Here is a 12,062-nt window from a genome sequence, read left to right on the forward strand (position 1 = left end):
GCGTATTATCGGGCCGGCTCGCCGGCGTATTATCGGGCCGGCTCCGCGACCAGCTTGGTTTCCAGGTATTCCTCGAAACCGGCCACACCCATCTCGCGGCCGATTCCGGACTGCTTGTAACCGCCGAACGGGGCGTCGGCGGAATACCAGACGCCGCCGTTGACGCTGAGCGTGCCCGTGCGCACGCCGTCGACCACGCGCTGCACCCGTGCGGGATCCGTGCCCCACACCGATCCGGACAACCCGTAGGGCGAATCGTTGGCGATGCTGATCGCGTCCTCGTCGCCGTCGTGCGGAATGATCACCAGCACCGGTCCGAAGATCTCTTCCCGGGCCACCCGCGCGGTGTTGTCGAGGCCGCTGATCAAGGTGGGTTCGACGAAGAACCCGCGGTCCCGATCGGCCGGGCGGCCGCCACCGACCACGATCGTGCCGCCCTCCTCCCGGGCGAGTCGCAGGTACTCCTCGACCCGGGCACGTTGCCGGGCGGAAATGAGCGGCCCGCAGATGGTGCCGGGTTTCGCAGGATCGCCTGCGCTCAGTCCGCCGAGTGTGCGGGCCGTCGCCTCGACTGCCTGGTCGTACTTCTCGCGGGGCACGAGCAGCCGGGTGGTGATGGCGCAACCCTGTCCCGCGTGGGTGGAGACGGTGAACGCGGCGACCCCGCACGCCCCGGCGAGGTCGGCGTCGTCGAGCACGATGAACGCGGATTTGCCGCCGAGTTCGAGGAACACCTTCTTCAACGATTCGGACGCCGCCGCCATGACGGCTTTCCCCGTGGTGCTCGAACCGGTGAACGATACGAGGTCGACTCGGGGGTCGGTGGCGAGCTGTGCGCCGAGGGCATGGTCGCTCGACGTGACGATGTTGACGACACCGGCCGGAAGATCGGTCTCCTCAGCGATGAGGTGTCCGACGAGGGCGGCGCACCAGGGAGTGTCGGGTGCGGGTTTGAGCACCACCGTGTTGCCGGCCGCCAGCGCGGGGCCGATCTTGGCGAAGTTGATCTGGTGCGGGAAGTTCCACGGTGTGATGGCCCCGACCACCCCGACGGCCTCCTTGAGGACACGTCGGCGGGTCCTGATGCCCATCGGTTCGGCGACGCCCAGATCCTGTTCCCAGGAATAGCTTTCGGCGAGGTCTGCGAAGTAGCCGAGGTCGGCGACCGGGCCCTCGAGCTGCGGTCCGCTGGTGAGGAAGGCGGGGGCGCCGACCTCCGCGATGGTGAGGTCGCGCAGTTCCTCGATGTGGGATTGCAGTACGTCGCGCAGCTGTCGCAGGCAGCGGGCGCGGAAGCCGTGGTCGCGGGACCACGTGGTGTGGTCGAAGGCTCGCCGGGCCGCGGCGATCGCGGCGTCCATGTCGGAGTCGGTTGCGTCGGCGGCCCGTCCCAGCACTTCCTCGGTGGCCGGGTTGATCACCTCGAACGTGCCGCCGGAACCGGGAATCAGTTTGCCGTCGATCAGGAGAGCAGAGCTGTCGGTGGGGCGCAGAGTCATCGATTTTCGCTTCCGAGTCGGGTAAGTGTCACAGCGATCTCTGAAAACTGGACATGTGTCTGGACTATAGTTTGAACAACTGGATGCCGCAATGACGAGTTCCCGGAGGTGCGAGGACGGCGCGCGCGAAAAGGCGACTGGAAGGGTGGGGAGCCGGCGACCTCGCCACAGGCATCACCGGGCGAATCTTCGCCGGATCAGTTTGCTTCGTCGGTAGATTCGACCGACCGACTCCGACACTGCTGGCCTACCGCGGCCACGCGACAGAGCCGCCGTGGTCGCTCGACGAACTGGCGGAGCTGGTGGGTGCGGCATCACCCGGCTTACGAGGATGCTCGATATACCAACGATGTCTATAACTACGTTTGAGGTGCTAAAAGTAAGTTAAGGTAGCCGTTATCTTACGTTCGTCCTCGAACGAGGAGATTGTTGTGATCTGGCCGCCGCATCGAAGAGAGTCTCGAGAGTGGAACCCGCGTCATCGGCAGGGTTCGCGCGCCGACCGCACTCTGGAGTCGGTCGACGTTTCGATTCCGCCGATGATCGGTTCCCTCCACTGCGACCTGGTCGGTGCTGTCGCTCGCGTGCACGAGGAGGCGGTCATCTCCGTTGCCCGCCTCGAAGCTGGTTTCGGCGAGCACCTGGTGCCGCTGTCGGATTTTCTGCTGCGCAGCGAGTCGGTGGCGTCGTCGAAGATCGAGCACATCGATGCGGGCTGGCGGGCGTTCGGCAAGGCGCTGGCCGGCGGTAAGGCGAATGAGGAGGCCAAGTCTCAGCTCGCCGCGGTCAAGGCATTGATTGTGATGGTCGACGCCGCCGGCGGTGGCCCGATCACGCTCGAGACTCTGCTGAGTGCGCACCGGCTGTTGATGGCACCGGACTACTACACCGCCCGCGACTCCGGCAAGGTCCGCGACGTGCAGCACTGGGTCGGTGGCAGCGATTACACCCCGATCGACGCGCTTTACGTGCCGCCGCCGCCGGAACTGGTTGACGATCTGATGGCCGATCTAGTGGAATTCGCGAAGCGCACCGATCTGCCGATTCTCGCGCAAGCGGCGATCGCGCACGCCCAGTTCGAGTCCATCCATCCGTTCATCGACGGCAACGGCCGCATCGGCCGAGCCCTGATCAGCGCGATTCTTCGACGCCGCGGCCTGACGCGCCGCGTCACTGTCCCGTTGGCGCCGGTGATGCTCGCGGACACGCGCCGCTACTTCGACCAGCTGACCCGCTACCGTGCGGGTGAGGCCGACGAGTTCGTCGAGTACGTCGCCCGCGCGGCGATCGTCTCCAGCGAGGCCGCTCAGGACTCTGCCCGCGCCCTGGCCGAACTCCCCAGCTATTGGCGGGATATCGCGCGGCCGCGCAGCAATTCCGCCGACGAGAAGATTATCGACGCCCTCCTGGACATGCCGATCTTCAGCGCCGACACCGCCCAGCGGATCACCGGCACCACCGATGCCAGCACATACCGCGCCTTGGGCCGGCTCACCGCGGCCGGGGTGCTCGAGGTGCTGTCCGAGAGCAAGCGCAACCAGATCTGGGCCGCCACCGGTGTGCTCGCCGAACTCGACGCCCTGACCACCACGATCGGCAGACGCACCACCGAGCACCCGTAACCGACGGGCAGTCACACGCCCGCGGTCGCCGGTGCGCGGACCGATACCTCTTCCGTGACGGCGGCTGCGGCGTCGATCAGCGCCTGTCCGGGTCGGCGAGTCGCGAGGTCGGGAAGCGCGGCGCGCAGGCGCTCGGCGTGTGCAGCGTTCGCCACTTCCCAGTCCAGCCGGATCAGTTCGATGACGGCGCCGTCGTCGGTGCCCATGACGCGATCGACGTTCAAGGTCGCGGACACGGTGAGCGCGGCGGACTCGGCGATCGCAACCTCGCCGAGGAGCCGAAGCACCACGAGTGAGGCGGCCGCGATGCCGGCGAGCATGTGCTCCACCGGGTTTGCGCCGGAATCGTGCCCGCCGTACTGCTGGGTTTCGTCGATCGTCAACTCGTGCCTGCGCGCGGTGACCGTCGTGCCGTGGGTTCCGGGCAGCGCGTGCACGACCAGTTGCTCACGTCGAGAAGTAGTCATCGAACCGCCTCATAGAATTCTGCGGCGGTGTTCCCGCCTGTATTCAACACGTCTGCAAGCCATTCGATCGCATCCGCACCGGCAGCTCGGACGTCACGTGGATCGGGACCGTACTGAGGGGACAGGTAGTCCGCCAGCAAGCGCTGCGCATCTGTCCCGCTGTCGTCGTGGAGCAGCGACGCCACGGCGTCGAGCGCCACAGGATCTCTGCTCCTGACCTTGGCGATCGCCGCCGTCTGTGCGGCGACGACCTTTCGTACCGACGGATGGTCGATTCCGATCTTGTCCACGTCGACTGCGACACCTGCGGTGGGGAACCTCAGGGCGACGCCGAAGAACAACGATTCGGCGAGCCCGAGCCGTGACAGGGTGCCGGGAGCGAATGCGGAGCCCAGAACCGCGGCGTCGGCTTCTCCGGATCTCAGTGCCTCCAGTCGCTGCCGATCGCCTGCGCTTCCTGCGGGGAAGCGCAGCATCGACGGGGTGCCGTGGCCTGCCCAGCGATAACTCAGCATCCGCTGGGTGAATGCGCACACGATCGATCCCTCCGGGTGGCCGGCCACGACGGTCGGCCCGGCTGATCGTGTGTCACCCTTTCGCGTCCAGATCCAGAACAGCGGGTGGAGGGTGTGGACGAGCGCAACTTTCCAACGACGTTGCCCCCGAAGGGTTTCGACCAGAGATCCGCCGAGCCCAGCAGACAGGGCGGCCTCCGGATGGTCTGGGCCGGACACCGCTTTCACGTCGATGCCCAGACGGTCGTAGTAGCCCGCTCGCGCGGCGATCTCGTGGCACACCAGTTCGTGGACGTTGTGATCGCGATACCCCAGCAGAATCATTCCCGTTCCTTACTCGGCGAGTTCGGTCAGCCGCTGTGTTCATTATGCTGAAGCCGATACGATATTTGGAACACGCCGAACATATGATCCGCGCCGGAATCTGTCAAGCACCCCTCATCGAATCTTCTGAGCGCTCTTGTAGGTCAACAGGATCGATTTCGTCGCGATCGTCACCACGAGGAGAGTCGCGGCGCCGAGCAGTCCGGCCGTGAGGGGCTGCCAGGCACGTGGCTGTACGAGGTGAAGCCACGTGATGGTGAGGGCGACGACACTCGCCACCGGAAAGGTGAACGACCAGAAGCCGTGCGAGAACGTCAGGGCGCGGTAGCGCGTCAGCAAGGGCGCCTGGACCATGACCATGAACGCCGTGACGGCGGTGAGCGCCACGAACAGGGCGTCGGGTCGCCCGTTCGAGATGGTCAGCCATGCTGCCGAGCCGACTGCCGGCGGAGCGATCATGATCGCGAGTGTCGGGGTCAGGGGCGCGGGCATGGTGGGGCGCAGCGCGAGTCTGAGGAACAAGAACACGGAAATGATCACCCAGAAGAACAGGCCGACCGCGAAGCTTCCGACGGCGAGCCAGTCGAGACCGATTTGGGCTGCGGCAAGCGCACCGACGAGGCCGGCTGCGCTGAGGGGGAGGTAGTAGCCGCCGTGCACGGATTCGAGCGCCATCTCTCCGCTCATCCAGAAGCTCAACATCCATGCGCCGAATACCGCCCCGGCCGTGATGGCGAGCAGGGTCAGAGCCGTGCCGGCGATCGGAAATGTGCGGTGCAGGTTTGCTCCGAGCAGCATCGCCGAGATTGGAAGTAGCGCCGCGAGTGGGCCGTGGACGAAGTGTGTGAGCTGTTGCGAAATCCCGTGGTCCGCGCGCCTGGCGCGATGCGTGTGTGCGGTGGCGGTCCAGATCCAGGCGAGCGCTGCGAGCAGCCAGAACGCCTGGGTCAGCGCGAACGGAGTGCCGAGCGCGGTCGTGGCGACCGACCAGGTCTGGGCCAGTCCGGCGAGACCCAGAGGGATCGCGAACAGGTTCAACGGTCGGTGGGCGCGGACGCGTGACTCACGGGCAGTGCTCGGGCGGTGATTGGACAAGGAAAATGCCTTCCTTCTCGAAACGGCGTACTCCGTTATTGACCTAGAGGTCTAATATGGGCGAGGGTCACCGTATTGCTATTTGACCTTGAGGTCAAATAGCGATCGCGAGTAACCTACTTCGGTGGCTAGACCGAGGCTGTTCGAGACGGATGCGGCGATCGACAAGGCGATGGACCTGTTCTGGCTTCAGGGGTACGCCGCGACGACGCCCCAGGAACTCGCCGGTCAGATGGGGATCGGCAAGGGCAGCCTGTACAACACATTCGGGAGCAAGCACGACTTGTTCCTGCGAGCGCTTCGGCGTTACACCGCGATGCGGCTCGAATACCTCGCCGATCTGTTCGCCGCGCCCGGCCCGGTCGGGCCCCGCCTCGAGACGGCGATGGCGGTACTCGCCGGGGTCGGCGAGCACCGGCGTGGGTGCGTCATGGTCAATGCCGCGGCCGAGCTCGGCACCGTCGACGACGAGGTGAACCGCATCGCGGACGAGCTGTTCGCCCGGATCGAAGGCATCTTCAGGGACGCGATCGAGCAGGGGCAGCAGTCCGGGGAGTTCGGAGCGGACCGGCCTGCCGACATTGCGGCGCGTCAATTGCTCGCGTCGGTGATCGGACTCAGCGTGCTCGTGAAATCAGGTGGCCGACCCGAGGCGTGTGCGACCGTCGTCGCGGGGTGCGTCGGCGGACTGTGATCTGCGCAAGACCGGGGTGTCCGGAACTCGAGTCGGCGACGTTCAGATGCTCCCGCGCGCAGGGTCTGCGGCTATATCCTGGAATGCACGCTACCGAGGGCTGAGGAGCCCACGATTGTTCTTGCACTGGTCGTGCCGTCGGGACCGGTGTTCGGGACCATGAGCCGACGGGGTGAGTAGACCGTCCGATGGGTGAAGCCGATCCGCTCGACACGCAGCGGCACGTCGTCCCCGTCGTGGCTTCGGAGCTGAGTGCGGCGGGTTTCGACGACGCCCGGGAGATCGGGCGCGGCGGCTTCGGGGTGGTGTACCGCTGCATTCAGGCGGACCTGGATCGCACGGTCGCGGTGAAGGTGCTCACCGTCGATCTCGACGAGGAGAACCGGGCCCGGTTCTTCCGGGAGCAGAGGGCGATGGGCCGGCTGACCGGGCACCCGAACATCGTCGGCGTATTGCAGGTCGGCGCCACCGACAGCGGCCTTCCCTACATTGTGATGCCGTATCACCCGCAGGACTCGCTGGAGGTCCGGGTTCGTCGGGACGGCCCTCTCGAACTGGACAGAGTATTGCGGCTGGGGGTGAAGATGGCGGGTGCGGTCGAGACCGCGCATCGGCTCGGGATCCTGCACCGGGACGTGAAACCCGCCAATATTCTGCTCACCGATTACGGCGAGCCGGCGCTGACCGATTTTGGCATCGCGCACATCTCCGGCGGTTTCGAGACCGCGACCGGTGTCGTCACCGGGTCGCCGGCCTATACGGCACCGGAGGTCCTCGAGGGCGATCCGCCGAGCCCGGCCGCGGACGTCTACGGTCTCGGGGCCACGCTGTTCAGCGCTCTCACCGGTCATGCCGCGTTCGAACGCGGCAGTGGGGAACAGGTGGTCGCGCAGTTCCTGAGGATCACCACGCAACCCGTGCCCGACCTGCGGGAGCACGGGATCCCCGACGACGTGGCCGACGCGATCGCGCGCGCGATGTCCCGTACTCCCGGCGAACGTCCGGCGACGGCGGCAGATTTCGGAGAGGAACTGCGCCGGATCCAAGTCGATCACGGTCTTCCGGTCGACGACATGGCCCTCCGCATGGAATCCGACGCGCACGGGAACGACGGACAGCCGGTGTCCGGCCGGTTTCGATCCACGGGCACTACCGGTACGTCCGCGAGGAGTGGCGGGCGGAACCTCCCCCTGGAACTCACCAGTTTCGTCGGCCGCCGGAACGAGCTCACCGAGGCCAGGAATCTGCTCGCGGGGTCGCGGTTGGTGACGTTGACCGGGATCGGAGGGGTCGGCAAGACGCGGCTGGCGATGCGGGTCGCCGCGGCGGTGCAACGGGACTACGGCGATGGCGTGCGGCTGGTCGAGTTGGGCGAGGTGCGTGAGGAGTCTTCGCTGGTCGACGCGGTGGCCGCGGCGGTGGGTGTGCGGGATCATTCGGCGCGGCCGCTACGCGAGGTGTTGATCGAGTTCCTCGCTTCCAGGGAACTGCTGCTGGTCCTCGACAACTGTGAGCACCTGGTGGACGCTGTGGCGGAGCTGGCCGAGACACTGTTGCGGGTGTGCCCGGCGCTGCGGATCCTGGCCACCAGCCGCGAACCCCTGGTCATCGGTGGGGAAGCGGTGTTGCGGGTGCCGCCGCTGGCCGTGCCGGAGCTTGACCGGAAACCGTCCCTGCGGAGTGTGCGCAGATACGAGGCGGTGTCGTTGTTCGTCGAACGTGCCGCGGCCGCGGTTCCCGGGTTCGAGCTGACGGAGGACAACGCGGCGGCGGTGGCGGGGATCTGTAATCGCCTCGACGGGTTGCCGTTGCCGATCGAATTGGCCGCGGCTCGGTTGCGGGCGATGTCGCCCGAGCAGATCCTGCACCGTCTGACCGACCGCTATTCCCTGCTGTCGCGCGGCAGCAGGGGTGCGCCGACGCGGCAGCAGACCCTGCGGTTGTCCATGGACTGGAGTTTCGAATTATGCACCGCCGGTGAGCAATTGGTGTGGGGACGGCTGTCGGTCTTCGCGGGGAGCTTCGAACTCGATGCCGCCGAGCAGGTGTGCGGCGACGGACTGGGCCCGGACGAATTGCTCGACACGCTGACCTCCCTGGTGGAGAAGTCGATCCTGATCCGGGAGGGGCACGGGTCGGTGGTGCGGTTCCGGATGCTCGAGACCCTCCGCGAGTACGGTTGCGAGAAGCTCGAGCAGACCGGCGAGACCGTGACTTTGCGTCGTCGTCACCGTGATTGGTACGAGACGCTGGCGCTCGAGGCGGAGTCCGAGTGGATCAGCGCCCACCAGTTGGACTGGATCCGCAGGTTGAAGCGCGAGCAACCGAACCTGCGGGAGGCCCTCGAATTCGGTGCCGACGACGATCCCGCCGCAGCACTGCGCACCGCATCCGCACTGTTCCTGTTCTGGGGCTCCCAGGGTCTGTACGGCGAGGGGCGGCGCTGGTTCGCGCAGTTGCTCGCCCGGCAGAGTGGTCCGCCGACAGTCGAGTGGGTCAAGGCACTCCAGCGTGCCGGCATGATGGCCAATGTGCAGGGTGACCTGCAGGCGGGGGCGGCACTCGTGGCGGAGGCTCGGACTCTCTCCGCGCACACGAGCGATCCCATGATGCGCTCTCTCGTTGCCTATGCCGAGGGCATGCTGGCCCTCTACAGCGGTGAACTGGAATCTGCGTCCTCGCACCTGGAAACGGCGCTCGCGGAGTTCGCCGAACGCGGCGATCGCACGCTCGAAGTCGCCGTCCTGTACCCGTTGGGGCTGGCGTACGGGCTCCGCGACTTGACGGACCCGGCGATCGAATACCTCGAGCGTGTTCTCGCGATCACGGAACACCACGGCGAGAAGATGTATCGGTCGCATTCGCTGTGGGCCTTGGGGATTGCCGTGTGGCGACAGGGCGACGACGATCGCGCGGTCCGGGTGCTCGAGCAGTCGCTGGAGCTGACCCGGCAGGTGCACGGCCCACGCGTCGCCGCGTCGGGGCTCGAGGCACTCGCCTGGATCGCCTGCGGGCTCCGCGACGAACCGAGGGCCGCGGTGCTGCTCGGAGCAGCGGAAGGGTTGGCGCGATCGGTGGGAAGCGCTGCGGTGATCTATTCCGATTTGCTTGTCTACCATGAAGAATGCAAACAAAAGAGCCGGAAGGCACTCGGAGGCAAGGTGTTCGACGCTGCCCACCGCAGAGGTGAGCAGCTCGGCTTCGATGCGGCCATCGCCTACGCCCTGCATGAACAGCCGGCCGGCACGTCCGCGCACGGCACCGGCCCGTCGACGCGTCTGACCAAGAGGGAGCGTCAAGTCGCCGACCTCATCGCCGAAGGGCTGACCAATCAGGCCATCGCCGACCGCCTGGTGATCTCGCCGCGCACCGCTCAGGGGCATGTGGAGCACATCTTGGCGAAACTGGGCTTCACCTCGCGAGCACAGGTCGCGGCCTGGGTCGTGGAGCAGACCGGCGGCTGAACGCAGGCACGTCCGTTCTAGTCGAACGGATGAAAATCTGTGGTCGGCAAACGTGTATCTCGCGCTTCGCAAGTCTTCGCAGCGAGGTCCGGCAGCGGTGCCATCCTGGGGCCGAGTCGCGCACTCTGCCCGCCGATCGGCGGCAAATCCCCTCTTGACAGCGGGTGGCGGTGCTCGTAACGTCCGTGGAGTTCCAAATAATGATGTTAGTTCAGGATTATGAACGGAGCTTGTGATGGGGTTCACCGGAAATAGCGGAGCGTTGTCGGGCATCAAGGTGATCGACGCCGCGACGATGGTGGCCGGCCCGTTGGGCGCATCGCTGCTCGCCGACTTCGGTGCCGACGTCATCAAGGTCGAGCCGATCGGTGGTGACGAGTCGCGGACGTTCGGACCGGGACGCGACGGCATGAGTGGCGTCTACTCGGGCGTCAACCGAAACAAGCGCGCTGTCGCGCTCGACCTTCGTACAGCGGCAGGTCTCGAGCTGTTCCACGAGCTCTGCTCGACGGCGGACGTGCTCATCGAGAACATGCTGCCCGGGGTTCGTGAGCGATTCGGGCTGACCGCCGCCGAGCTTCGCGAACGGCACCCTCACCTGATCTGCCTCAACGTCAGCGGGTACGGCGACAGCGGACCCCTCGCGGGCCGTCCTGCCATGGACCCGGTCGCTCAGGCGCTCACCGGCCTCATGGAGGCCACCGGGGAACGCTCCGGGAAGCCGCTCAAGGCCGGGCCGCCCGTCGCCGACAGCGCCGCGGGCTACCTGGTCGCGATCGCCGCCCTCGTCGCACTCTTCGCGAAACAGCGCACGGGGGAGGGGCAAACGGGCTCGGTGTCCCTGGTCGGGGCGTTGTTCCATCTGCAGACTCCGTGGCTGGGGCAGTACCTCCTCGCCGATTACATTCAGGGCAAGGTAGGCAACGGCAGCAATTTCTACGCGCCGTACAACGCCTATACGACCCGTGACGGCGGCGCGGTCCACCTGGTCGCGTTCAACGACCGCCACTTCGTCAAGCTGACCCGGGCGATGGGTGTGGAGGCTCTCGTCGACGATCCGCGCTTCGCGGACGCCGCGTCCCGGTTGGAGCACCGCGAGGCCCTCGACTCCGCCTTCGCGCCCTGGTTCGCTGCCCGCGATCGTGACGACGTGGTCGACTTGCTCTCGGCTCACGACATCATCTGCGCCCCGGTCCTCGCATACGACGAGGCCGTCACCCATCCCCAGATCCAGGCCCTGGACCTCGTTGTCGACATCGACCACGACCAACTCGGACCGCTGCGGGTCCCGGGCCTCCCGGTCAAGCTCTCGGGCACCCCGGGTCACGTGTATCGCCCACCGACTTCGCTGGGCGAACACACCACCGAGATTCTCCGGGATCTCGGCTACCAGGACGACCGGATCGCGGCCCTCCGGGCCGACAGCGTCGTCCGATGACCACCGAACACGGCGAAAGGAAGCATCAATGAAGGTCGGAATCAGGATCCCGGGAGCGGGACCGTGGGCAGGGCCCGAGGCGATCACGGAGGTCTCGCGGTACGCGGAGAAGATCGGCTTCGACTCCCTCTGGATGACTGATCATGTCGCGCTGCCGACCCGAGTCGAGACGCCGTACCCGTACACCGAGGACGGCAAGTTCCTGTGGGACCCCGCCACGCCGTACCTCGACTGCCTCACGTCGTTGACGTGGGCGGCGGCGGCTACCGAGCGGATCGAGCTCGGCACGTCGTGTCTGATCCTGCCGTGGCGTCCCCTCGTCCAGACCGCGAAGACGCTGGTGAGCATCGACGTGATGTCGCGCGGGCGGCTTTCGGTCGCCATCGGCGTGGGCTGGATGAAGGAGCAGTTCGAGCTGCTGGGAGCGCCCTTCAAGGACCGCGGAAAGCGGACCACCGAGATGGTCAACGCGATGCGGCACATGTGGAAGGAAGACGAGGTCGACTTCGACGGCGATTTCTACCAGCTCCACGACTTCAAGATGTATCCGAAGCCGGTGCGTGGCACGATCCCCGTCTGGTTCGCGGGATACAGCACCGCCTCGCTGCGCCGCATCGCCGCGATCGGCGACGGCTGGCACCCCCTTGCGATCGCGCCCGACGAGTACGCCGGATACCTGGCCACCCTGCAGCAGTACGTGGAGGAGGCGGGCCGCGACATGAGTGAAATCACGCTCACCGCAAGGCCTTTGCGGACGGCGCCGTACAACGCCGAGACGATCGAAGCGTACGGCGACCTCGGTGTCACCCACTTCATCTGCGACACGTCGTTCGAACACGACACCCTCGAAGCAACCATGGAGGAGCTCGCGGAACTCGCTGACGCCGTCCTCCCCACCGCACACAACCTGGCCTGACGGCCCGGCGGAAGAAAGGACGAGAATT

Annotated in this window: 9 protein-coding genes; 5 read left to right on the forward strand and 4 right to left on the reverse strand. The window is 66.5% G+C overall.

Going from position 1 to position 12,062, the window contains the following annotated elements; genetic code table 11:
- Positions 1-29: 29 nt before the first annotated feature.
- Positions 30-1,499 (reverse strand): aldehyde dehydrogenase, encoded by a 1,470-nt coding sequence (locus JWS14_RS25710; RefSeq protein WP_074933793.1) that lies wholly within the window; start codon positions 1,497-1,499, stop codon positions 30-32.
- A 431-nt stretch (positions 1,500-1,930) separates the two neighbouring features.
- Between JWS14_RS25710 and JWS14_RS25715 the strand changes: the two genes are divergently transcribed.
- Positions 1,931-3,121, forward strand: a complete 1,191-nt coding sequence (locus JWS14_RS25715; RefSeq protein WP_206014717.1) for a Fic family protein — start codon at positions 1,931-1,933, stop codon at positions 3,119-3,121.
- An 11-nt stretch (positions 3,122-3,132) separates the two neighbouring features.
- Here the strand turns inward: JWS14_RS25715 and JWS14_RS25720 are convergent, their stop codons facing one another.
- The 3 genes from JWS14_RS25720 to JWS14_RS25730 all read right to left on the reverse strand — a co-directional run bounded on the left by JWS14_RS25720 (position 3,133) and on the right by JWS14_RS25730 (position 5,522).
- Positions 3,133-3,588, reverse strand: coding sequence for an OsmC family protein (locus tag JWS14_RS25720; RefSeq protein ID WP_206014718.1), 456 nt, complete (start codon positions 3,586-3,588; stop codon positions 3,133-3,135).
- Positions 3,585-4,427, reverse strand: a complete 843-nt coding sequence (locus JWS14_RS25725; RefSeq protein ID WP_206014719.1) for a substrate-binding domain-containing protein — start codon at positions 4,425-4,427, stop codon at positions 3,585-3,587. The genes JWS14_RS25720 and JWS14_RS25725 overlap by 4 nt, the downstream gene beginning before the upstream one ends.
- Before the next feature lie 114 nt (positions 4,428-4,541).
- Positions 4,542-5,522, reverse strand: coding sequence for an SLAC1 family transporter (locus JWS14_RS25730; RefSeq protein ID WP_206014720.1), 981 nt, complete (start codon positions 5,520-5,522; stop codon positions 4,542-4,544).
- A gap of 124 nt (positions 5,523-5,646) precedes the next feature.
- Here JWS14_RS25730 and JWS14_RS25735 point away from each other — a divergent pair, with 124 nt between their 5' ends.
- From JWS14_RS25735 to JWS14_RS25750, 4 genes are all read left to right on the forward strand, one after another.
- A complete protein-coding gene (locus JWS14_RS25735; RefSeq protein ID WP_072938795.1) occupies positions 5,647-6,216 on the forward strand; it encodes a TetR/AcrR family transcriptional regulator in 570 nt (189 codons plus the stop codon).
- Between the two features lie 188 nt (positions 6,217-6,404).
- Positions 6,405-9,680, forward strand: a complete 3,276-nt coding sequence (locus tag JWS14_RS25740; RefSeq protein WP_206014721.1) for a protein kinase domain-containing protein — start codon at positions 6,405-6,407, stop codon at positions 9,678-9,680.
- A gap of 235 nt (positions 9,681-9,915) precedes the next feature.
- Positions 9,916-11,118, forward strand: a complete 1,203-nt coding sequence (locus JWS14_RS25745; RefSeq protein WP_206014722.1) for a CaiB/BaiF CoA transferase family protein — start codon at positions 9,916-9,918, stop codon at positions 11,116-11,118.
- Positions 11,119-11,146: 28 nt separating this feature from the next.
- Positions 11,147-12,034, forward strand: coding sequence for an LLM class F420-dependent oxidoreductase (locus JWS14_RS25750; RefSeq protein ID WP_072938786.1), 888 nt, complete (start codon positions 11,147-11,149; stop codon positions 12,032-12,034).
- Positions 12,035-12,062 lie beyond the last annotated feature (28 nt).

Source organism: Rhodococcus koreensis, from assembly GCF_017068375.1.
Lineage (GTDB): Bacteria > Actinomycetota > Actinomycetes > Mycobacteriales > Mycobacteriaceae > Rhodococcus_F > Rhodococcus_F koreensis.